This is a genomic window from Bacillus cereus group sp. BfR-BA-01441, from assembly GCF_022663075.1.
In the GTDB taxonomy this organism is placed as follows: Bacteria; Bacillota; Bacilli; order Bacillales; family Bacillaceae_G; genus Bacillus_A; species Bacillus_A cereus.
The window spans coordinates 59,843-82,578 of the sequence record NZ_JAKUEU010000001.1 but is presented as its reverse complement, the minus strand read 5'-3'; the positions used below and the strand labels follow the sequence as shown (position 1 = coordinate 82,578).

Below are 22,736 nucleotides of genomic sequence, written 5' to 3'. Positions count from 1 at the left end.
AATATTTCCATATTATTGTTTTTTAGATAGAAAAAGTGTCGAAATTGCATATATTGAACTTGTAGAAAAAATTTAATTATCCCCGTAACTTTTCACAACAAAAAATCGTTAAACAAAAGAATAGATTTTTTATCACGAATGGGGGAGAACCATGAAAATGTTAATACTAGGTGGTACACGATTTTTGGGAAGAGCTGTGGTAGAAGAGGCTTTGAAAAGAGGGCATGAAGTTACATTATTTAACCGCGGAACAAACAAAGAAGTTTTTCCTGAAGTGGAGCAGCTGATCGGTGACAGAAATGGCGATGTATCAAGTTTAGAAAATCGAAAATGGGATGTTGTTGTGGATACATGTGGGTTTTCTCCGCATCACATTAGAAATGTTGGAGAAGTACTTAAAGATAATATTGAACACTATATATTCATCTCAAGCCTTTCCGTATATAAAGATTGGATTCCGCATGACATAAAAGAAGACTATATATTACAACCTGAACCGACGGATGATCAAATAAAGGCTGTAGAGAATGGTGAAGTTTCACCTTATGAGTATTATGGTGCACTGAAAGTATTATGTGAAAAAGAAGCAGAGAAGTATTGGCCGGGGCGTGTATTACACGTAAGAGCAGGACTTCTTTCAGGAATGTTTGATTATACAGATCGACTTCCATACTGGATTCAGCGTGTAGCAAAGGGTGGGAAAGTATTAGTACCAGGAAGAAAAATTCGTCCCGTGCAATTAGTTGATATAAAAGATGTCGCGAGATGGGGGCTAAATATGGCAGAACATAATAAAGCAGGAACATTTAATATAACAGGTCCGAATGATGAATTGACGATGGAAGAGCTATTAAATACGTGTAAAAAGGTTACGAATAGCGATGCTGAATTTGTTTGGGTAGACGAATCATTTATGAGTGAACATAATGTGCAGCCTTGGACAGAAATGCCTTTGTGGATTTCAGAAACTTTTCCATTAGATGGTGAGACGAAGCCGTGGAGAGGCGGGTTTTCTATTTGTATCGAAAGTGCGGTTAATGAAGGGCTTACTTTTAGAAGAATAGAAGAGACAGTTACAGATGTGTATGAGTGGATGGAGAGTACGGAAGAATGGGAATTAAAAGCAGGTATTTCAGGCGAGAGGGAGAAAGAATTGTTAGAAAGATGGTATCAATAAATTTAGCGGAGTTCTTTGAATATGCTTGATTGCACATAAGGAGGAAAAGGTGATGTGGAAAGACACCATTCACAGTATCTCATCAAATTTAAGCTTGAAAAACCCAGCTACGAAGGATGAACTTACTGATATACAAAAATGTTTACATGTGGAGTTACCGAATGATTTATATCAATTATTACAGGAAACAAACGGTATAGAAGGTGAATACGGTGACTTTATATGGTCTGCTTCAAAAATTAAAACTGAAAATATGAGTATGAGAAATATAGTTGATTTTAAGGATTTATACATGCCTTTTGACTGTTTATTATTTTTTGCTGATGGGGGAAATGGTGATTTGTTTGGCTATTCTATTTTGAATGGAAAAGTACAAAAAGATGATATATATGTATGGAACCATGAAAATGATAGTAGAACGTGGGTTGCTCCTTCTTTAAAGACTTTTATGGAGTGGTGGGAGAGTGGAAAGATGATAATTTAAATATAGTATCAAAAAAAGTGCCTTGTTACTAAAGAAACAAGGCACTTTTTCACGAATAATTAATCTACCACTCAATCGGTTCTTCCCCATACATCTCCCATAGCCTAGGAAACATCTTTTTTAAACCTTCTTCATCGTCTTCATCCCAGTCAAATTCAAAATCTACATCGTCGAATTCTTCATTAGATAAGACATGGTAAAGTGTAAAGTAAGTATCATCTTCGTCACCAGTTTTTTCTGCATATACAGTGAAACCGAAATATAAAGAAAGTTCTTCTATTTCTGGGACGTCATACTCACTCAAATTTTCTAATACAGGAATTAATCGTTCTGGATCTTCAATACAAGCTTCGTATGTCTCTTTTCCTTGATATAATAACCATCCGCGGAAGTAATCGAAAGTATCATCTGAACAGCCACCCATAATAATATAGGTTGCTGCCCATAAACGGGAGGTATAGGAGTCTTTCAAAAGGCGATGCATATGCGTATCAAAAGCTACAATTTCATGTACTGTACGTTTAGCAAGGTGAGAAGTAAGCCATTCTATTTGTTCTTCTTGGTCCTCACCTTTCGTTTTTGCACGATGAAGTAGCTCCCAAAATTCTTCTTCGGTTATCGTTTTTTCTTTTATGTAATCTTCCCCAGGCAACGGGTCTGTATATCCTTTTTTACGTTTGGAAGCAACTAGTTTATTAGCTTCATTCATACATTCTTCTTCTGTTTCAAACTCTTTCGCTTTCACACTGCCAGCTGTGCCAATTTTTCCGTAAAACACAACATAGTCTTTTTCTTTCACAACGATTTTCCAAAACTTATTTGATTTCTCAGTTTGCTGGATTAATAACGTTTCCATCCGTACCCCCATAATGTTTTCTAGTGTGCAATATGATTGTAACATATGTATATGCACTTGTAATGATGAAAAATAATAGTTTAGAAAATTCAAAAACCGTTGAATGGAGGGGATAAATTTAGTAACCTTATTTGTACAGTAATTACATAATTGTTTTGTAATAATTCGATATTTATATAAGGGGGCGTTACGGATGGATCTTACGTTTAAAGTTGAGGAAACATGTTTTAATTACCGCGTTGGAGCAATTTATAAACAGGATAATAAAATACTTATTCTGCAAGGTGACGGTGAAGATTTTTGGTACGTACCGGGCGGAAGAGTGAAAATGTTAGAAAACAGTGAGGATGCGTTACAACGGGAACTTGCAGAAGAACTAGCTGCTCCTATTAAAGGGAAGAGATTAATATGGTCAGTAGAAAATTTCTTTACACTTTCTGAGCAAAAGTTTCATGAGATTAGTTTTTATTATGAAGTAGAGCTACATGAATTACCTGCAAATGGAGCGGATCAATATATTTTGGAAGAAGAGGATAGAACATATTTGTTTAAGTGGGTGCCGGTAGAAGAGTTACATGCATATAATTTACAGCCTGCATTTATAAAAGAGAAAGTAAAGAATATAGCAGTTCATACAGAACATATCATTTTACAAGATTAAATGTATTCCGAGGAGAAAAGGATGAAGGGGATTAAAAAAGAGATACATATAAATGACAAAGTAATTTATTACACACATATCGAAAAAGGTTCTAGTACGGTTTGCTTTATGTTTTCAGGTTCAGGATACAATTATGATAAGCCGTTATTTTATTACGCGACGATGCTTATGCTTGAACATAAAATTGATGTTGTACATATTCATTATTCTTACGACGAACAAGTAATGAATAAACCAATGGAAGAAGTAACAAAAATAATGATGGATGATATGAATCCTGTAATGAAGGAAGTATTAAAAGCTGAGCAATACAACGATACTATATTTTTAGGGAAGTCACTCGGAACAATTCCAATTGCGAATGATTTAATGAAGAGAGAAGAGTTTTTACAGTCGAAAATGATATTACTGACACCGTTACTGACGTTTGATACGATTTTTGATTCTATCTTGCATAGTAATCACGAAGGGTTTTTAGTTATTGGGGATAAAGATCATCAATACAATGCAGATCAAGTTGATCAGTTACATAAAACGAATTTAACGATCGATGTTGTTAAAAACGCAAATCATTCTGTAAATGTTGGGGAATATGAAACAAAGAATTCAATTGAAGCGATAGCAAATATAATAGAAAAACTTAAAGAAGTTGTTAGGACAAATTAACCTATCAACACATGCAAGAAGAGGTGCGAATTGCACCTCTTTTACTTTAATAAGCCTTCAAAACATGAAGTAAATAATCCTTACGATTCAGCGGATTATAATCAACACGTTTTCGAGTAGGGAAGGGAGCCATAAGTTTTGTGAAACCAGCTGGCTTCGTTGTAAATATGCCTTCTCCTTCTGTAAATGAATGTAGTATTCGTTTGAAACTCTCTGTTTTCGCAACAGGTAATGATCCTGTTAACTGATAAGAATTGTTATTGAATATAGGCTCTGCAAAAGTTGCTGGAACGGCAGCGAGCTTATACATTGCGGTACTAATTGCTTGCTCCGGTACAGTTAATTCAAACGCATTAACTGGTTCATATACATCTGTTGCAGCTTGTTTTAAAGCATCCATTAAAACGAGCGGTGTTAAGTTTCTAAAGTCACTCGCTGTTGTAACAGGACTAGCATAACCAGTATGTGTTAACGTGACGATAATATCTGTAACTTCCCACCCATATAATCCTTGTTTTAACGTTTGAAATACCGTATCTTCAATCGCTTTATGAAATGCTAAAGGTAGTGAGCCGAGCTCAACACCTAATTTATATGTTATACCGCAATTAAGTTCACCACGTTCAACTTTGAATCCGATTGTTGCGTAAAATGGATTCTCTTTTTCACCCATTACTTCAACAGAATTGCCTACGCCAATTGGTTTCTCGATACATACAACTCGCGTATTTGAAAAATTAACCTGCAAATTATATTTCTCATAAAGTGTTGTTTCAATTACTTCTTTTTGTACCTCACCGAAAAGGCGAATATATAGTTCATTATGAACATCGTCTTTCCAAACTTTAATGAGCGGATCTTCTTCACATAGTTCCATAAGAACAGCGTATAAATTATGAATTTGCTCTTTAGGTACCGCATCAATGGCAGCTTCCATTTGTGGTTCGGCAAAGTGAATATCTTTTATATAATCTGTACGTTCACCGATAATATCACCAATTTTAATATCATTCAGCCCCCACACTTTACAAAACTCACCGCTAGGAACGGTAGAAGTTTGAACGGTATCTCCATTATGAAATAGGCACATTTTTTTTATCTTTTCTTTATGGAATAGAGACTTACTGCGCTGTATATTAACATATTTTCTAACATGTAAGCTACCTGAAAAAACTCTTATATACGCAACCTTTTCTCCAGAAGGTTCACGTTCAATTTTAAAAACAATACCGGATAATAGTTCCTCTTGTGCCGATGTAAGAGCTGGCATTAGGGCCGGTAGTTTTTCAAGTAGTTCAGTTACTCCTATACCTGTCATTGCTGAACCGAAAAAGATTGGATACACATTCGCTTGCTGTATTTGCTGTTCTAGTTTTTCTCTTAATAGTGCGTCCGGTATTATTTCGTTATTTACATATGATTCAAGTAATGATTCATTAAATGGTGCTAACAGTTCCATACAATCGTCATATGATTTGTATTCAATGATCCGGGCTTCTTTCGTTCCTTCGTTTAGAACAGAATAGAAGGGGAATGCTTCATTTGAAAGAACCTCTTTTATTTGTTTCATAACTTTTTCATTGTTTGCGCCACTACGATCAATTTTATTAACGAATAAAATAGTCGGTATGTTTAGTTTCTGTAATGTTCGCATTAAAATTTTTGTTTGTGCTTGCACACCTTCAACGGCAGAGATAACTAAAATCGCACCGTCTAGAACGCGGAATGATCGCTCCACTTCAGCGATAAAATCAGCGTGTCCAGGTGTATCAATGACATTTACTTTTACAGCATCAATAAAGAAAGAAACGACAGATGCTTTAATCGTAATTCCGCGTTGTCTTTCTAATTCCATTGAGTCAGTTTGTGTATTACCACTATCTACTCGGCCAATTTCTTTAATCACATTCGTTTCATAAAGAATACGCTCAGTCAAACTCGTCTTGCCAGCGTCTACGTGCGCGACAATCCCTATATTTATTGTTGTCATTTGTGAATATCCTCATTTCATTTTCCATTTTCAATTCCTCATTTCTATTTGTATATTGCCGCATTATCAATCACTCTCCAGTTCTTTAAATTAGTATTATTATAGTGCAATTAACATTATTTGTAACGCTACAAAGCGCCTTAATTTGGAAAAATAAAATGAAAACAAAATGCTTGCATTCTAAATCGATATAGATTATATTAATTGACATATCAACTATTGATACATCAAATGTTTTTATTTTGATTGTAAAGGAGGGTTAATTTGACAAGTTCATGCTCAAAAGAAGCGATTATTTTATATAAATTACACTTTCTAAATAAAGAAGTAAGTTCGAAATTTGAAGGGTGTACGGGTATGAGCCAGTCTCGATTAGAGCTTATACTTCAGTTATATGAAGTAGGTGAAATTAGTCAAAAAGCACTTCAACAAGAAGTGAATATTGATAATGCTGCGATAACAAGGCATTTAAAGCAGCTTGAGGCCAATGAAATGATTGTAAGACGTAAAAATCCAGATGATAACAGAATTACGTTAGTTTCTCTTACTGAAGAGGGACGAAATAAAATTCAAGCATTTCAAGAGGAAAAAGAACGTTTTGCAGCATCTGCATTTAAAGGATTAAGTGAGGAAGAACGCGATAATCTTTTAAATATGTTAAATCACATTCAAGAAAATATAAAAGAATTATAAAAAAGGGAGAATACAACTATGACTAACTCAGTAAAAACAAATGATTTTAACGAAATTTTAACAGGACGTCGTTCAATTCGTAAGTACGACCCTTCAGTGAAAATTAGCAAAGAAGAAATGACAGAAATTCTTACAGAAGCAACACTTGCACCATCTTCAGTAAACATGCAACCATGGAGATTCGTAGTGATTGAAAGTGACGAAGCGAAAGCAACACTTGCGCCACTTGCAAAATTCAATCAATCTCAAGTAGAAACATCTTCAGCAATGATCGCTTTATTTGGTGACTTAAACAACTTTGATAACGCAGAAGAAATTTATGGTACAGCAGTAGAGCGTGGACTTATGCCAGCAGAAGTAAAAGAAGATCAAATGAAAAAACTTTCAGCTTACTTCTCTATGGTTACACCAGAAGTAATGAAAGATACAGTATTAATTGACGGTGGTCTTGTAGCGATGCAATTTATGCTAGCAGCTCGTGCGCACGGTTATGACACTTGTCCAATTGGTGGATTTGAAAAAGACCAAATCGCAGAAGCGTTTGGACTAGATAAAGAACGCTACGTACCAGTAATGCTAATTTCAATCGGGAAAGCTGCTGACAGTGGTTACCAATCAGTACGTCTTCCAATTGACAAAGTTGCTGAGTGGAAGTAATCTAATTAGGTCATAGAAATATATGGAATATGAAAGGGGAAACACCATGATTATTATTCACGCAATATTTCAAGTAGACCCAGCAAAACAACAAGCATTTTTAGAAGAAATTCAGCCACTCATTCATGGTTCAAGAGAAGAAAGTGGAAATGTATCTTATGACTTATATAAAGATACAGAAAAAGAAAGTGTTTATACGATGGTAGAAGTATGGAAAGATGAAGCAGCAGTTGCGAGCCATAATACGAGTGAACACTTCACATCTTTCGTTAGTAAAGCAGCACAATTTTTAACTGCTCCGCTTAATATAAAAGCTTATAATGGAGAATTAGTAAAATAATAAGGTAGAAAAAGATGACTTTAGCATATGGCTGAAGTCATCTTTTTTGTATAAGTAGAATCCATTTTGGACTCAGTTATGTTGATAGATAAGCGTTGCTCGCATCCTCAGTAACAGTGCTGAATTGTATGTTAAATTCGAACATTCGGTTTATTGGGATATTTTTCCGTGGTATAATTTTCTTGTAAGTAAAAGGTAGAGGGGAGTAAGTAATGGGAGAATTTCAAAGTAATTTGCATACGGCAACGCAACTTGCAACGAAAATGAGAAATGCTTCAGATAGAATGCAAAGTGCTACTAGTCGCTCTATAAATAAGGCAACGCGTACGACACTATCTGTGAACTTCCAAGCACAAGAGGCAAATCAACAAAATTTACAGATCACGAAACAATTTTGTACTGCTTTTCAACAAACAATTGATAATATCCATTCCGTAGCAAATGAATTTGAGAAAATGGATACAGGACTTCAAAAGACTTTTCAATAATGTAACAACCTACGTAAAGGGGAAAAGGTAGGGAGAAAAGATGAGTCAAGAAATTGAAACGAGAATCAGTCAATGTAATCAAAAATTACGAATTATATTTGAAGAACAAAATGAAAACCGAATTGCGCTGCAAAATCAAGAACGAGCTGAGGTTAGTTTTCATGAATGGAAAAATAGAAGTAATCGTTTATTTAACCGAATACTAGAAACTTGGCACGGCGACAAAGAAGTGTTTCACCTTTTTACGAATATGCGGCAAGAAATCGGACAGTATGCAAGAAAACTTACATTCGAATTAGAAAATGAAAAAGAGACGTTGCTTAAAGAAAAACGGCATCTCAGTGAGAAAGAAAACGACCTTTCCTATGAACAGCAGCAACTACAAAGGGAGGCCAATACATGAGTTTAAACATGTATTTGGGAGAAGTACAAAGTCAAACTCAAAGTATGAACGCTATATGTAATGCTACGATTCAAAGTATGGAACAAGCCATTCAATCTATTGATGCATTTGCGATAGACACAGTATTACAAGGACAAACATACAGTAGTGCAAAAGCCTACCTTGTCCAAACATTTCGGCCATTAGCGCAAGGAATCATATGCTTATGTGAAGAATTAATTCGCCAAAATGAAGCATTTCCAAATGAGTTCCAAGCGAAAGTTGCTTCGACAGATGTGATTGAACAAGAAATAAGAGAACAAATAAGGGGAATTAATCAATCGATTACAAGTATAGAAGCAATAGAAGTACTTACACCAATGCCCGGAGTAGGTGCAATTGTAACGGTATTAGGTACAATGAGAAAAAAACTGGAAGAAAAACTAGAGCATTTATATGAATTCAATCATTCATCCAGCAACAACTACAGCACCGCTCTCCAATTAGCAGCTAGCATCACAGCCGGACTCGCTGAAGTGCAAAGTGGGAAAGGATTTAGTCCTGTGAGTGGTACGTTTAGTACACAAGGGTTGAATATGGATTGGGTGAGTTCGATTCAGGGGATTATAGAAGAAACAGCTCGAAAAAATGATCAGTCAATTAAAGATATAGAAACAAATAACATAATTGAGGAGAAATCTCCGGTTAGAAATGCTTGGGACGATGTGGCAGACGGTATAGTTGGCACGTTTGAAACAGCGAAAAAGATGTGGGAAGCTATTCAAAGAGGCTCGGGGAAAGCTATTGGTGATGAAATCGAGTCCGCAATAGCTTTAAGTAATATGGACATAGGAACTTTTATTAATGTAACCTATGCACTTTTCCATTTGGATGAAACTGCAAAAAATATGTGGCATGCATTTTCAAATAAAATAAAACGAGATATGATAGAGGGAGATGCAGAGAGTCGTACAGAATTGACTACCTATGGATTAACACAAATAGCTACCACAATATTAGGCGATAGGGCACTAAATAAAGTAGGCCATATCACAAAAGGAGCAAAAGCATCAAGTGGAGTAAGTACATTTGCTAATGCAGTAAAACTAGCAAAAGAATTGAAGCCTACGCTTGAAATGTTACAATCATTTAAGAGAGAGGCTTCCTATGCATTCTCTAGTGTTGGTGGAACTATCATAACCAAAATACCACAAGGTGAATTGATAGAAGCTTATTATAAGTTTGCGAAGTCTAAAGATGGTGGTAAGGGTAAACCTAGCAGTAACAAAAATACAAATGTAGACAATTTTGATGCAAAAACAGCTACAAATAAGCAAAAAGGGAATTATGGTGAAATAAAATCTAGTGACAATTTATTGAATAATCAAAGTTTAAAAGAAGCTGGATTTGATTTAAAGCCAGTCGGAAAAAGTGCACCATCAGGCATAAATGATAAAATAGTAAAAGGGATTGATGGATTATACGAAAATGCAAATCCAAATTCAAATATTAAATATGTTATTGATGAAGCAAAGTTTGGTAGTTCACAATTAGGAAAAACTAAAGATGGACCACAAATGTCAGATGGTTGGTTGACAGGTGTGAATACTGAAAAAAGTAGAATATTGAAAGCTGTTGATGGAGATAACAAATTAGCAGATAAGATTACAAAAGCGTTGGAGAGAGATAAGGTAGAAAGAGTATTATCAAAAGTCGATAGTAGCGGAAAGGTTAAAACATTTAAGATAGATGCAAAGGGTAACATCGTTGGAGAATGGCCATAATTTAGAAGCGAGGAGGAATTGAATGGTATGAGAGATTATTTATGTATAGAAGAAAAGTGTAGAGAAGGAATTGAATATCATAAAGAGTTTATAGAGGAAAATAGAGAAGATATTAAAAGTTTAGAAGAAGATACTAAAAATGGAATTCAAAGATATTCTAAAGATAATAAGAGTATTATAGAAGGGACATATCTAGCCAATTTTAGATATGAGATGGAGGATATTAGGGCAAAGTATTCTTTAGGGGAAGATGTTAGTGTAATAGAAAAAGATTTTCATAATGCAATTTATGATTTAGAGAATACAGGAAGTAGGGAAATTGGATATTTAAGTCTGATTTGGATGATTTCCTTAGGAATTTTGTTAGAAACGGATAAAAAGAATATAGAAAGATTAAAAAAGATAGTTGATACAAAAAATATGAATGACGCAGTAATTGATTTCCTCTTATGCGCTAGTGATATTGGATACACAAACATGACGAACAGATATTATAAAGAAAATCCATATGCAAAAACGAGAGAGATTATAGAACTTGCACAAACAGATAAAAAAGAAGCATCTAAAAGATTACAAACGTACATGGAGAAAGAATGGTTTAAAGGCCATTATGATTATGAATGGAAAAATGCGCATAAAGAACCTGGATATGTAGGGTATTGGAGCTTTGAGACAGCTGCAATAGTAAAGATACTCGGACTTGATGATACAAGTTTAAAAGATAATAATCATTATCCATATGATTTGGCACATTATAAAAATGAAATGAAATTCAAGCATATAGACCTAAGTGAATATCACTATGAAGATGAGACAGAAGAAATCGAGGATATAGTAGAAGGAATTGAACATAATCCTGCATTGGAAAATATTATTCCGCCAAAATGGCATTCATTGGTCAATGAATTGATTCATGACTATGAGAATATGGATGATAGTAGTTTTTATGAAAAATACAAAAAAACGATAGGAATAGGTCAAGTGTGGTTCTTACCACAAGAGTATGAAGAAGAAAATGAGCAAAAAAATCTATTAGGAAGTTTAATTGTGTTTGCCCTGACGGTAAGAGATTATATATTACAACTGGACTATAAAGACGATTTAGAAGACTACATTGATAATCTTAAAAATTTCTGGAATGTTTCAGAAACAAAGTTAGTTCAATTTATATTAGAAAATGATCAAAATTATTATGCATGGGTACCAAAAGAAGCAAGCATCCCAAATATGTATGAAGTGAAGATTGAGAGTGTCGATGTAGAGGAAGTTCTATAACGAACAAATCGAAATGGTTTTTATTATATGTAATATTAGAATGCATTTTACTAGTTAATTGAAAACAATGCATGCGTGGCAGAAAAAAGGATGTATTGTTACTAAAAATTAGAGGGAAAGAAGGCTGTTGGATTGAGTTAAGCGCCTCATTGTCAATATACGACAATAGGTGCTTTTTTGCGTGCAATGAAGAAAAAATAAAAGATTCATTTTCACTCTATTTCATCTTCGAATTACATGTTATAATTTGGAAAAAAGTATATTCTTAATTTTTAGATAATTAAAAGGTGGTAGATACTATATGAGTACATTAAAGAAAATTACTAATAATATTTCGAAGGTTATTATAGGAAAAGACGAATCGATAGAACTAGCAGCCATTGCTCTAATAGCAAGGGGACATATTTTATTAGAAGATGTACCTGGGACAGGAAAAACAACATTAGCGAAAAGTTTGGCTAAAAGTGTGGACGCTAAATTTCAAAGAATACAATTTACAGCGGATACTTTGCCTGGAGATGTTATTGGCCTTGAATACTTTGATGTGAAGGAATCGGATTTTAAAACAAGGTTAGGACCCATTTTTGCAAATATCGTATTAGTGGATGAAATTAATCGAGCTGTACCGAGAACACAATCTTCGTTACTTGAGGTTATGGAAGAGCGTACTGTTACAATTGCGAAACAGACACATTCATTACCAGAACCTTTTTTAGTTATAGCAACGCAAAATCCTCTTGAATCTGCTGGTACATTTCCTTTACCAGATGCTCAATTAGACCGATTTTTACTTACGATTCGCCAAGGTTATCCTACGAGAGAAGCTGAAAAGGAAATGATGAATCGGTTTCAAATGAATGATCCGTTAGAAACATTACACTCTATTATTTCAAGTGAAGAAATTATTACGATGCAAAAGCGTGCAAGAGAAGTGTTAGTAGGGAGTGATGTGCAAGATTATCTTCTTGAAATTATTGAAGCAACTCGTAACCATGAGTTAATTGAAATTGGTGTAAGCCCTCGGGGAACGTTGGCATTTATGAGAGCGATTCAAGCACGGGCAATATTAAATGAAAGAGATTACTGTACGCCAGATGATATTAAGACGCTCACTGCATCAGTTTGTGCTCATCGTTTAACGTTAACGATTGAGGGAGAGATGAAAACGACGAAAGAACAAATTATGAAAGAAATTCTTCATACGATTAGTGTGCCAGTGGAGAATGTACGATGAATCAACAGCTTGTGTATACACCTTTAGCGGAGCCTTTCGTAATGGGGGTTATGTCAGTTGTAGCCGTTATTTTAAGTGTATTTTCAAGTAATCTACTGTTTTTATCTCTCGTATTTTTATATGTAATTTTAATAGGCGCTATGCATGTATATATACGTAAAGTATCTCGTGTTGAATGGGAATACAGTCAAGGGAATTCGAATGTTTTTATAGGTGAAACGAATATGTGCAAAATGAAAATTTCAAACAAGTCGATATTTCCTATTCTTAATATCGTATTTCGATTTAAATGTGAAAATAAGCTAACTTGGAATCATGATGAAATAAACAAAAATCATAGTACAGGTTCAAATTATTATATGAATTTTAAGTTAAAAGGAAGGGAGTCAGTTTCATTTGATTTGCAAGCTGTAGCGTTAAAAAGAGGCATCGCGAAATGGGAAGAAGTTGAAATTGTTATTACTGATCTCTTTGGATTTATAACGAACCATATAACATATAAACAAGTTGATACGCCCTCTTATTTAGTTTTACCAGCTGTTCCGAAAATACAAGTTCCTGAATTACAAGAATGGTCACGAGGATTTCGAAAAGCGATGTCTTCACCCTTATATGATGAAACGAAAGTAATGGGAGTAAAGTCTTATGAAAATGAAGATTTTCGTTCCATCCACTGGAGTGCAACAGCGAAAACAGGGACAATAATTGCGAAAAAGTATGAGCGAACACAATGTGATAAATACGCGATTTATCTCAACTTGCAAAATAAAAGTGGTGTTTCTTTGCGAAATGATATAGAGGAACTAATTGAATTAACAGCAGGTATATGCAAACAACTTCTTATGCAAAACTGTTCGTTTGAAGTATGGATCAATAGTGTAAAAGATAACGGTTTGCTACATATAAAAAATGGGGATAATCGGAAACATTTGCAAAATGTATTAAGGGTACTTGCCTCGATATCAGACCAAGATACGCCTATATCTTCTTCTTACTTTTACACAGCAGGCTTTCGTCGAAAGGAACTGGATGCGGTTCCTTTAATTATTGGTACTTCACCAAAGAAATACAGTAGAACGAATAAATGGATTGTAATGAAAGAATAAGAAGGGGCTTATGTCATGGTGAATAAAAAGCGACATATGAAAGTGAAGTTATGGAGTGTGAGAACTTTAATCATACTTTTCTTTGCGATTAGTGCGATAACGTTATCACAAGGTATTGTGTATGTACAAGACATAGTAAAAGAGCGTTTTTTCAGTAAGACTAAGACAATATCGGAAAGAAATTATGACTTTACTAGTATAGGTGAAAATTTTGATGATTCCAAAATAGATGAAGATGAATATGAAGAAGTAAAAGATACGGGTATAAGAACGAAAACGGGTAAAAAATTTCAACCTTTCGAAAGAGAAAGTCTATGGAATGACGTGCTTTCTGTTCTTTCAAATGTATGGATTACTATAGTTTTTTATGTGATAATCGCAATATCAATTATATATGCCATCTACAAGTATATTAGGAAAAAATTGACGAAAACAGAAATAGTACAGGAGAAAGAATCGATCACAAAGCAAACTGCGGTAAGAAGCATAAAGAATGAAAAAGTCATTCATCAGTTAGAACAGCCGTTACCGACAGATAAGATAAGAAAAACGTTAGTTGAATGGGAAAGAACATTACCATTTCATGAACAGAGAAGGTCCTATGAAACGATACAACAATGGTTAAAAAGAATTTGTAGAACAAGGGATATTATCTCGTTATATGAGTCTGTTCGTTATGGTGAAAAGACGTATACGGATTTAGATGTGAAAGAAATAATGAAGTGGGTAGAGGGAGACGGGAAGGTGGATACATAAATATCCACCTTTTCTATTTTTATACGGAAATTTGATTAACATGAATTATTTTCTTATATGAAACCGTCTTCAAATAGGTAAACAAAATTAGCTTTATTTACTTATACTTCATTACATGTTAACCTATACTTAATTTTTATAAATTATAATTAATTTTTGATTTTTTAAGGGTGTGAAAATGTAATGAAATCGGTATTAAAAAGCATACTTATTTCCTTTGTTTTTTCAGCAGTAGGTATGTGTTGGTTACTGTACGTATTATTCAAAGGAGACGGAGACTGGTTATTGTCTTGGATAGGTGTATTAATGGCATATTTATCTTTATATACTTTAATAGATTTATATTGTAAAAATACATACGATAAAAAAATAAATAAATGGCTTATAAAAACATCGGTGACTAGTTTTAGTTTTGCTGTATTAGGAATCTCATTTTGTATCATACATGAGCTATTAACACCGTGGAGTCTTAGTTTAATGGTGTGGTATTGGTTGCTAATGTTAGTATTATTTTTAACAACTATAATATCATTAATCAGTTTAGTATTTGTTAATCGTAAAAATCACAATTTCACCGTTGGATATAGAATGCTCATACTTCTAAATATATTTCTTACACTAGGACCAGTATTATGGCCGCTATTACTTTCTATTATTGGAAATGGTATGAATGCTAGTGCGGGCTGGTAAAAAGGAATATAAATTAGTTGTGTAAAGAATAGGATGAAAAGTTGATATAGAATTTTAAATGTTTAAGAGAACATGTTTACATAAAAAATGAAAACATGTTCTCTTTTTATTTGCATGCATAACTCTTCCTCAGTTTACCGTATTTAAATTTAAACGTAAGTATTTCGTAAGGAATGGATAAGAAAAAAGAGAGATTTATCATATAGGATGAAAGTATAGCTTGAATCAATCCGATATTAATGGAGGAGAGAAAGCCTTATGAAAAAATGTAATTCAATTAAGTTAGCAAGTTTTGCAGTTTTATTAGCGGGTACTGTTCTATTCACACCTGGTTTTACTGTGACTGCAGAGTCAACTCAAAATATTTCTAGTTCGTCACAAGTACATGATCAAAAGAATCGTAATGGCTGGAAACAAGTAATGCAGGAAACAGTACAGCTTGGTGCTGTAGGAATATTAGCTAAGGCGTCTAACAACGGAAAAACTAGTAGTTTTACTGCTGGCGTGGCGGACTTAAGTACAAAGAAACCGGTGAATTCGGATTATCGCTTTCGGATTGGTAGTGTGACGAAGACGTTTACTGCGACGACTGTGCTTCAATTAGTAGGAGAAAATCGCTTACAACTTGACGATCCAATTGAAAAGTGGCTACCAGGTCTCGTGCAAGGAAATGGGTATGATGGTAATCAAATTACGATACGACAACTTTTGAATCATACGAGTGGTATCGCTGAATACTTAAAGTCAAAAGACGCGGACATAATGAATTCGAAAAAAACGTATACAGCAGAAGAAATAGTGAAAATAGGCCTTTCGCTGCCTCCAGATTTCTCGCCGGGTAAAGATTGGTTGTATTCAAACACAGGATACGTAATACTAGGAATGCTTATTGAAAAAATAACTGGAAATAGTTATGCGGAAGAAATCGAAAAGCGAATTATTGAACCTTTGGATCTATCAAATACGTTTTTACCAGGAAATTCACCCGTCATCCCAGGAAAGAATCATGCTCGTGGATATGTGAAAATGGAAGGAACAGGCGAGTTCAAAGATATTACGTATTATAATCCGAGTTTAGCTAATGCAGCTGGAGATATGATTTCTAATGCGGATGACTTAAATAAGTTCTTTTCATCTTTACTTGGTGGTAAGTTACTGAAGGAACGCGAGCTAAAAGAAATGCTTACTACAGTTCCTATAGAAGGCAAAGGGGTTGGTGACGCATACGGTCTTGGAATCTATGAGACTAAACTTCCAAACGGTGTTTCAGTTTGGGGGCATGGAGGAGGAATTCCTGGATTTGCAACTTTTGCTGGGGGAGTAATTGGAGGCAAACATACATTAGCTATCAGTCTTAACTCAATAGGTGGGGTCGATATTGTTCCGCAGTTAAATAAAATGATGCAAATTGAATTTAATAAATAGATGAAAAGAAAATGAATAGAATTTTGTTATAGTTGTATTTAAAAGAGGTGCTTTTTTAAGTTCGCAACTATGGACAGTAGTTGCATTTATGATATGACATCAAGTGTATTCCAAAGTGAAAATCAATCTTAATGCTTACGACAAAATAAAAAAGGATGTCAGTTACATGACATTCTTTTTATTTTGGATAAAAGAGGTATGTATATAGTTCTGAAAATTGTTATTTTTTTAATTTTTACATATAATGAAGGATATAGGGGCACCAATAGGGGAGTTATGAATGGAAAATACTTTAGTTAGTTAAATATTACTCGTTTTAATCAAAATAACTATGAGTTGATTTGGAGTTGAATACAATGGGGAAAAATCATTATAAATGGAGTAATAAACAATTACGAGAACATGTTGAAGTACTAGATGGTAAGAGAAGCACACACATATTATTAAAGAATGCAACATATTTAAATTCTTATATGCGCGAGTGGATGACAGCGAACATTTGGATATATAATGATCGAATTGTATACGTAGGGGAGCAGCTGCCAGAGCAATTAACGGAGTGTGAAGTTGTTGATTGCGAAGGAAAGTATGTCGTACCCGGTTACATAGAACCACATGCACATCCGTATCAGTTGTATAACCCAGAGACGCTAGCGAATCATGCGATGCAGTTTGGGACAACAACTTTCATTAATGATAATTTAACTTTATTTTTCACATTAAAGCGTGAAGAAGCATTTCGTTTATTAGATGAATTCAATAAGGTTCCAGCAAGTATGTATTGGTGGTGCCGTTTTGATGGACAGACTGAATTGCAAAACGGGGAATCTTTGTTTAATCGTGAAGAAATAATAGAGTGGCTGCAGCATGAAGCGGTTCTTCAAGGTGGCGAGCTAACAGCATGGCCAAAACTATTACATGGCGATGATGAAATGTTAACTTGGGTGCAGGAAACGAAGCGATTGCAAAAGAAAGTAGAAGGACATTTTCCGGGTGCATCTGAAACGACTTTAGCGAAGTTAAAACTGTTAGGTACAGATTGTGATCATGAAGCGATGACAGGGCAGGAAGTTTTCACTCGTCTTATGCAAGGTTACACTGTTTCCCTAAGAAATTCTTCAATCCGCCCAGATTTAGAAGTTTTACTGAAAGAATTGTTAGAACTAGGCGTAAAGCAGTTTGATAGATTCTTTTTTACAACAGACGGCTCACATCCTTCGTTTTATGAGAATGGAATGACAAACGTTATGATTTCTACCGCGATAAAACAAGGCGTGCCAGTAATAGATGCATACGATATGGCAAGTTATAATATTGCTCGCTATTATAATATGGAACATGTACATGGTTCGATTGCGACAGGTAGAATTGCTAATATCAATATTTTAGAAAGTAAAGAAAACCCAGTACCAATCAGTGTCCTTGCAAAGGGGAAATGGGTGAAGCGTGACGGTGTAAATACACATGAAGCATTACATATAGACTGGAGTAAACATAAAGTAACTCCATTATTATTAGATTGGTCAATAGAAAAAGAGGATATGATTTTCTCTAATAAAACGGGGATACACTTATTAAACAACGTTATTACAAAACCATACACTAGTGAAATTAATATAGACTGTGATGAATTGTCCACAGATCATGATGAATGTTTCTTTATGATGATTGCTCGTGATGGCAGTTGGCAAGTGAATATAGCTGTGAAAGGTTTTGCGAAAGAACTAGGTGGGCTTGCTAGCTCTTATTCTGGTACAGGTGACATCATTCTTATCGGAAAAAGAAAAGAAGATATGCTTACAGCTTTTCGTAGAGTAAAAGAGCTCGGTGGTGGAATGGTCATAGCAGAAAACAATGAAGTGTTACACGAAATAGCATTACCACTGCTCGGGATTATGTCTAATTTAAAAATGAGAGAATTAATACAGGAAGAGAAACAGATGGTGAAATTACTACAAGAGCGTGGCTACGCGTATGATGATCCAGCATTTACAATTTTATTCTTTTCTGCGACGCACTTGCCTTTTATACGAGTAACACCTATAGGATTATATGATGTGAAAAGTAGTAAGGTAGTTGCCCCGCCCGTGAATTTGATAAAGCAATATTAAAAGGAAAGATCCTATAAAAATTTTATAGGATCTTTCTCATTATTAGCATAAGAATATTGTAAGCCTCAAATGATATAGTATCTAAATCATTTGAGGTGATATGTAAATATGAAAAAAATATTTTACATTTTAAGCGTATTTATTCTGTGTGTATCGATACAACACGTTGTACATTCCCAATCAGATGCACCAGAATTATCTTCGGATTGTCTCGAAGAAAGAAAAGTTAGAGATGAAAAGCATGTGAAGAATATAATACAGGACATTAAATCCACATTTAATTTAAATATTGATGAACATAGTTTTTGGGAAGTAAGTAAAAGAGATCTGGAGGCTGCTCATTTGATGTATGGTGGAAAGGAAAATGATTCTTATTATAATTCGCTAACTAAAATTTATGATAGTGGTGGATTTAGCGAACAGCCCAGCTTATTTGTGAGGGCGCAAGAAGCATTTTTACTTTATAAAGAAAAAGATAATATCAATGTAATGAAACGCCTAAAACTAGACGTTGAAAAAGGGGAATGGCTCGTTATAAAAACGAAAAAGAAGAAAGGGAAAAAAGTGAAATTCAAGCTGTTGCAATGTGAAAAAGATTATATGAAAAAGAGAAATGAATAACAAAATACTTATTCATACTGTTTTTATTCAACGATATTTTGCTGTTGATGTGAAATAGAAAAAGGTAAACGAACATATTAGCTTTATGGAATATGTTTGTTTACCTTTTTTTGAGAGATTTAATAATTGGGGATTATTTACTGGCTAATGAACTTATAATATTCAATGAATTTGTTCTTCATAAACATTAGATTTTGTGTCAAATGATTTATACATTGCCGAACCACCTATGTATATTTTATTCTACAGTATTTATAAAAGAATGTTGGCTATTCATAAGAAATATGATTGGCACGGTTTTTGCTTGTATTACATGTAAGGAAGGGAGATTGTATGTAAGGAATCTGTACTCGTAATAGTATAAAACAAGCTACTATTGCATTATTAATCATAGTTGTATTTATAGCGGAACTGTAAATACATACAAATAAGTGGGTTTTTTGATTTCAAAATTCTGAATTTTCTTTTAAATTATTAGGGGGCAATGGGATGGTTAAATATTCGAAAATTTCTAAGTGGATTCTTGGTGTTGGATTAGTGACAATAACATGTAATGGTTTGCAAATTCAAGCAGAGACAAAAGAGCAAAATGTGAAGAACGTATTACAAATGGAGCCGGTAGGAATACAGAAATCTGTTGATGAATTGGCGCACCCTTCAAAAGTACAAGAAAATGCATCTTTTACAAAACGGTTAAAATTAGCGGATTTATCACAGCGTCCACTAGCACCAACCGATAATATTAAACCGTTAGCTGAAGAAAAAAAGTATTCAATGGCTGAGTTAAATCAATTAAATAATAAACAATTAACTGATCTTCTTGTGACAATTAAATGGTATCAAATTCCGGAATTATTTCAGTTTAATAGTGATAGTCTTAAATTCTATCAAGATGATAGCCGAATGCAAGCAATTATTAATAAACTAGCAGAACAAGGACAAGCTTATACGAAAGATGATTCAAAAGGGATTGAAACATTAGTAGAAGCTCTACGTGCAGCATTTTATTTAGGTTTTTACCATGATGAATTAAGCAAACTAAATGAGCGTAGCTACCATGATAAGTGTTTACCAGCTTTAAAAACAATTGCAAAAAATCCAAATTTCAAACTTGGTACATCAGAACAAAATAAAATAATTGCATCATATGGAAAATTAATTGGAAATGCATCAGCAGATGTTGAAACGGTTTTATATGCAGGTGAAATTTTTAAACAATATAACGATAATCTTGCAACTTTCATTGAAGACCGAACAAAAGGAGACGCTATATATGAGTTGATGAAGGGAATTGACTTTGATATTCAGACGGATATGTACACGACTGGAAAAGAGCCAAAAGATACGATGTGGTTTCGGAATATCGATAACTTTATTAATGAAGTAAATCGTTTTGCACTACTTGGTACAGTAACAAATAAAAACGGATGGTTAATTAATAATGGAATTTATTATGCTGGCCGATTGGGCAAGCTTCATAGCACGCCGACAAAAGGACAACAAGTTGTTACAGATGCAATGCGAATTTACCCATATTTAGGAGAGCAATACTTTGTTGCGGCAGAACAAATTACTACAAATTATGGAGGAATAGATGCGAATGGAAAAACTGTAAATTTAGATCAAATTCGAGAAGAAGGTAAAAAGAAATATTTACCGAAAACGTATACGTTTGATGATGGAGCAATTGTCTTTAAAGCTGGGGATAAAGTTAGCGAAGCGAAAATTAAACGTCTATACTGGGCGGCAAAAGAGGTGCGTTCTCAATTTTATCGTACAGTTGGTAGCGATAAACCACTTGAAAGTGGACATGCTGATGATGTGTTAACGATGGTTATTTATAATAGCCCAGATGAGTATCAATTTAATCGTCAACTGTACGGATATGAAACGAATAATGGTGGGATTTATATTGAAGGGACAGGAACTTTCTTTACATATGAACGTACACCAGAGCAAAGTATTTATAGTCTGGAAGAATTGTTCCGCCATGAATTTACGCACTACTTACAGGGAAGGTACGAAGTTCAGGGATTATGGGGCCAAGGGGAAATGTATCAAAATGAACGTTTAACATGGTTTGAAGAAGGGAATGCAGAGTTCTTTGCAGGTGCAACTCGATTAGATAGTGTAGTACCGCGAAAAAGTATAATTGGCGGGTTATCTAATGATCCTGCAAAACGTTATACAGCATCACAAACGTTAAATGCGAAATATGGAACGTGGGATTTTTATAATTATTCGTTTGCGCTGCAATCATATATGTATAATAAGCGCCCAGAAATGTTCGATAAAGTACATGATTTAATTCGCGCAAATGATGTTTCAAGTTACGATGCATACCGTGCTACATTAAGCAAAGATAATAAGTTAAATGAAGAATATCAATCTTATATGCAAATGCTTATTGATAATCGCGATAAGTATACGATTCCACAAGTATCAGATGAATATTTAACTCAACATGATCCAAAATCGCTTTCGGACGTTACTTCAGATATTACGAATGAAGCGAAATTAAAAGATGTGAAAGTAACAAAGAATAAATCACAATTCTTTAATACATTTACACTACAGGGAACATATACAGGAAGTGTGGCTAAAGGAGAAGTTGAGGACTGGAAAGTGATGAATGAAGCAACAAATGATATGTTGAAACGTCTTTCAGGAAAAGAGTGGACTGGATATAAAACATTGACTGCTTATTTTGTAAATTACCGTGTAAATAATGCTGGGCAATTTGAATATGATGTTGTGTTTAGCGGAGTGAATACGGAAGAAGGTACGGCTGTAGAAAAAGAACCAAATAATTCATTTGAAACAGCAAACCCACTATCTTTGAATATTTTGTTAAGAGGAACCTTGAGCGATCAAGATCAGGGGGATAAATTTGTTATTGATGTAAAGGATCAAAAAGATTTACAAATTTCTGTTACGAACGAACAAAATCTTGGACTGAACTGGGTATTATATTCTGAATCAGATTTAAATAATTATGTAGCTTATGCAACAAAACGTGATGGAAACAAATTGCTTGGAAATTATAATGCAAAGCCAGGGAAATATTACTTAAGTGTATATAAGTATGGTGGTGGAACAGGGAATTATACGGTACAAGTAAAATAGTTTACTATAGTTTGTTTTGAAAGGCTACTTATCGCATTTTTTAGCGAAATAAAGTATGTAATGTTAAACATTAAACTAAGCCAACATATCCCTGTTCTATAATTAGAACAGGGATATGTTGGCTTTATATTTTTAAATTAAATAACCTCATTGGATTTTGACAAGAAAATAATTAATATAGATTTGAATTCTCATTCGTAAAGCATGTTTTAAT

At 34.1% G+C, this 22,736-nt stretch carries 21 protein-coding genes; 19 read left to right on the top strand and 2 right to left on the bottom strand.

Annotated features, from left to right (window positions below; all coding sequences use genetic code 11):
• Nucleotides 1-151 precede the first annotated feature (151 nt).
• A complete protein-coding gene (locus MR107_RS00395) occupies nt 152-1,177 on the top strand; it encodes an SDR family oxidoreductase (RefSeq protein WP_134208650.1) in 1,026 nt (341 codons plus the stop codon).
• A gap of 52 nt (nt 1,178-1,229) precedes the next feature.
• The gene (locus tag MR107_RS00390) at nt 1,230-1,661 is read left to right on the top strand and encodes an SMI1/KNR4 family protein (RefSeq protein WP_242291977.1); all 432 of its coding nucleotides are present in this window, start codon (nt 1,230-1,232) and stop codon (nt 1,659-1,661) included.
• Between the two features lie 64 nt (nt 1,662-1,725).
• On the opposite strand, the gene MR107_RS00385 is transcribed toward MR107_RS00390, so the two are convergent.
• Nucleotides 1,726-2,517 carry a DUF4240 domain-containing protein gene (locus MR107_RS00385; protein WP_242291976.1) on the bottom strand — a complete coding sequence of 264 codons (792 nt, stop codon included), beginning with the start codon at nt 2,515-2,517 and terminating at the stop codon, nt 1,726-1,728.
• Nucleotides 2,518-2,710: 193 nt separating this feature from the next.
• Here MR107_RS00385 and MR107_RS00380 point away from each other — a divergent pair, with 193 nt between their 5' ends.
• Nucleotides 2,711-3,178, top strand: a complete 468-nt coding sequence (locus tag MR107_RS00380) for an NUDIX hydrolase (RefSeq protein ID WP_227900607.1) — start codon at nt 2,711-2,713, stop codon at nt 3,176-3,178.
• A gap of 21 nt (nt 3,179-3,199) precedes the next feature.
• The gene (locus MR107_RS00375; RefSeq protein WP_227900606.1) at nt 3,200-3,844 is read left to right on the top strand and encodes an alpha/beta family hydrolase; all 645 of its coding nucleotides are present in this window, start codon (nt 3,200-3,202) and stop codon (nt 3,842-3,844) included.
• 46 nt (nt 3,845-3,890) lie between these two features.
• On the opposite strand, the gene MR107_RS00370 is transcribed toward MR107_RS00375, so the two are convergent.
• On the bottom strand, nt 3,891-5,834 hold the full coding sequence (locus MR107_RS00370) for a GTP-binding protein (protein WP_242245160.1): 1,944 nt from the start codon (nt 5,832-5,834) through the stop codon (nt 3,891-3,893).
• Between the two features lie 264 nt (nt 5,835-6,098).
• Between MR107_RS00370 and MR107_RS00365 the strand changes: the two genes are divergently transcribed.
• The 15 genes from MR107_RS00365 (at nt 6,099) to colA (ending at nt 22,522) form a co-directional block, all read left to right on the top strand.
• The gene (locus tag MR107_RS00365; protein WP_000204172.1) at nt 6,099-6,527 is read left to right on the top strand and encodes a MarR family winged helix-turn-helix transcriptional regulator; all 429 of its coding nucleotides are present in this window, start codon (nt 6,099-6,101) and stop codon (nt 6,525-6,527) included.
• A gap of 18 nt (nt 6,528-6,545) precedes the next feature.
• Nucleotides 6,546-7,184 carry a nitroreductase family protein gene (locus MR107_RS00360; protein WP_000185390.1) on the top strand — a complete coding sequence of 213 codons (639 nt, stop codon included), beginning with the start codon at nt 6,546-6,548 and terminating at the stop codon, nt 7,182-7,184.
• Nucleotides 7,185-7,230: 46 nt separating this feature from the next.
• Nucleotides 7,231-7,524: a putative quinol monooxygenase gene (locus MR107_RS00355; RefSeq protein ID WP_000583805.1), complete on the top strand. Its 294-nt coding sequence runs from the start codon at nt 7,231-7,233 to the stop codon at nt 7,522-7,524.
• Nucleotides 7,525-7,736: 212 nt separating this feature from the next.
• Nucleotides 7,737-8,012, top strand: a complete 276-nt coding sequence (locus tag MR107_RS00350) for a TIGR04197 family type VII secretion effector (protein ID WP_000503641.1) — start codon at nt 7,737-7,739, stop codon at nt 8,010-8,012.
• A 40-nt stretch (nt 8,013-8,052) separates the two neighbouring features.
• The gene (locus MR107_RS00345) at nt 8,053-8,415 is read left to right on the top strand and encodes a DUF3958 family protein (RefSeq protein WP_071740766.1); all 363 of its coding nucleotides are present in this window, start codon (nt 8,053-8,055) and stop codon (nt 8,413-8,415) included.
• Nucleotides 8,412-10,178 carry a T7SS effector LXG polymorphic toxin gene (locus tag MR107_RS00340; RefSeq protein ID WP_226368881.1) on the top strand — a complete coding sequence of 589 codons (1,767 nt, stop codon included), beginning with the start codon at nt 8,412-8,414 and terminating at the stop codon, nt 10,176-10,178. Before MR107_RS00345 ends, MR107_RS00340 begins: the two co-directional genes overlap by 4 nt.
• A 27-nt stretch (nt 10,179-10,205) precedes the next feature.
• Nucleotides 10,206-11,453 carry a PoNi-like cognate immunity protein gene (locus MR107_RS00335; protein WP_242245157.1) on the top strand — a complete coding sequence of 416 codons (1,248 nt, stop codon included), beginning with the start codon at nt 10,206-10,208 and terminating at the stop codon, nt 11,451-11,453.
• A gap of 301 nt (nt 11,454-11,754) precedes the next feature.
• On the top strand, nt 11,755-12,687 hold the full coding sequence (locus MR107_RS00330; protein ID WP_063245380.1) for an AAA family ATPase: 933 nt from the start codon (nt 11,755-11,757) through the stop codon (nt 12,685-12,687).
• The gene (locus tag MR107_RS00325) at nt 12,684-13,793 is read left to right on the top strand and encodes a DUF58 domain-containing protein (protein WP_242291975.1); all 1,110 of its coding nucleotides are present in this window, start codon (nt 12,684-12,686) and stop codon (nt 13,791-13,793) included. Before MR107_RS00330 ends, MR107_RS00325 begins: the two co-directional genes overlap by 4 nt.
• Before the next feature lie 15 nt (nt 13,794-13,808).
• Complete coding sequence (locus MR107_RS00320) at nt 13,809-14,549, top strand: signal peptidase II (RefSeq protein WP_134208639.1); 741 nt, start codon at nt 13,809-13,811, stop codon at nt 14,547-14,549.
• 183 nt (nt 14,550-14,732) lie between these two features.
• Entirely contained in the window at nt 14,733-15,239 is a 507-nt protein-coding gene (locus MR107_RS00315; protein WP_000843838.1) for a DUF3902 family protein, read from the top strand.
• Nucleotides 15,240-15,497: 258 nt separating this feature from the next.
• Nucleotides 15,498-16,664, top strand: coding sequence for a serine hydrolase domain-containing protein (locus MR107_RS00310; protein ID WP_000710640.1), 1,167 nt, complete (start codon nt 15,498-15,500; stop codon nt 16,662-16,664).
• A 356-nt stretch (nt 16,665-17,020) separates the two neighbouring features.
• Nucleotides 17,021-18,775 carry an adenine deaminase gene (locus MR107_RS00305; protein WP_242291974.1) on the top strand — a complete coding sequence of 585 codons (1,755 nt, stop codon included), beginning with the start codon at nt 17,021-17,023 and terminating at the stop codon, nt 18,773-18,775.
• Between the two features lie 108 nt (nt 18,776-18,883).
• Nucleotides 18,884-19,396: a hypothetical protein gene (locus tag MR107_RS00300; RefSeq protein ID WP_000719372.1), complete on the top strand. Its 513-nt coding sequence runs from the start codon at nt 18,884-18,886 to the stop codon at nt 19,394-19,396.
• Nucleotides 19,397-19,885: 489 nt separating this feature from the next.
• On the top strand, nt 19,886-22,522 hold the full coding sequence (gene colA / locus MR107_RS00295; protein WP_242291973.1) for a collagenase ColA: 2,637 nt from the start codon (nt 19,886-19,888) through the stop codon (nt 22,520-22,522).
• Nucleotides 22,523-22,736: the final 214 nt, after the last annotated feature.

Bases quoted from the DNA above. Each gene is read 5' to 3' on its own strand.
- MR107_RS00395 (WP_134208650.1), top strand. From the start codon at position 152: ATGAAAATGTTAATACTAGGTGGTACACGATTTTTGGGAAGAGCTGTG.
- MR107_RS00355 (WP_000583805.1), top strand. From the start codon at position 7,231: ATGATTATTATTCACGCAATATTTCAAGTAGACCCAGCAAAACAACAA.
- MR107_RS00380 (WP_227900607.1), top strand. From the start codon at position 2,711: ATGGATCTTACGTTTAAAGTTGAGGAAACATGTTTTAATTACCGCGTT.
- MR107_RS00360 (WP_000185390.1), top strand. From the start codon at position 6,546: ATGACTAACTCAGTAAAAACAAATGATTTTAACGAAATTTTAACAGGA.
- MR107_RS00315 (WP_000843838.1), top strand. From the start codon at position 14,733: ATGAAATCGGTATTAAAAAGCATACTTATTTCCTTTGTTTTTTCAGCA.
- MR107_RS00345 (WP_071740766.1), top strand. From the start codon at position 8,053: ATGAGTCAAGAAATTGAAACGAGAATCAGTCAATGTAATCAAAAATTA.
- MR107_RS00370 (WP_242245160.1), bottom strand. From the start codon at position 5,834: ATGACAACAATAAATATAGGGATTGTCGCGCACGTAGACGCTGGCAAG.
- colA (WP_242291973.1), top strand. From the start codon at position 19,886: ATGGTTAAATATTCGAAAATTTCTAAGTGGATTCTTGGTGTTGGATTA.
- MR107_RS00320 (WP_134208639.1), top strand. From the start codon at position 13,809: ATGGTGAATAAAAAGCGACATATGAAAGTGAAGTTATGGAGTGTGAGA.
- MR107_RS00310 (WP_000710640.1), top strand. From the start codon at position 15,498: ATGAAAAAATGTAATTCAATTAAGTTAGCAAGTTTTGCAGTTTTATTA.
- MR107_RS00375 (WP_227900606.1), top strand. From the start codon at position 3,200: ATGAAGGGGATTAAAAAAGAGATACATATAAATGACAAAGTAATTTAT.
- MR107_RS00350 (WP_000503641.1), top strand. From the start codon at position 7,737: ATGGGAGAATTTCAAAGTAATTTGCATACGGCAACGCAACTTGCAACG.
- MR107_RS00300 (WP_000719372.1), top strand. From the start codon at position 18,884: ATGAAAAAAATATTTTACATTTTAAGCGTATTTATTCTGTGTGTATCG.
- MR107_RS00305 (WP_242291974.1), top strand. From the start codon at position 17,021: ATGGGGAAAAATCATTATAAATGGAGTAATAAACAATTACGAGAACAT.
- MR107_RS00385 (WP_242291976.1), bottom strand. From the start codon at position 2,517: ATGGAAACGTTATTAATCCAGCAAACTGAGAAATCAAATAAGTTTTGG.
- MR107_RS00340 (WP_226368881.1), top strand. From the start codon at position 8,412: ATGAGTTTAAACATGTATTTGGGAGAAGTACAAAGTCAAACTCAAAGT.
- MR107_RS00335 (WP_242245157.1), top strand. From the start codon at position 10,206: ATGAGAGATTATTTATGTATAGAAGAAAAGTGTAGAGAAGGAATTGAA.
- MR107_RS00330 (WP_063245380.1), top strand. From the start codon at position 11,755: ATGAGTACATTAAAGAAAATTACTAATAATATTTCGAAGGTTATTATA.
- MR107_RS00325 (WP_242291975.1), top strand. From the start codon at position 12,684: ATGAATCAACAGCTTGTGTATACACCTTTAGCGGAGCCTTTCGTAATG.
- MR107_RS00390 (WP_242291977.1), top strand. From the start codon at position 1,230: ATGTGGAAAGACACCATTCACAGTATCTCATCAAATTTAAGCTTGAAA.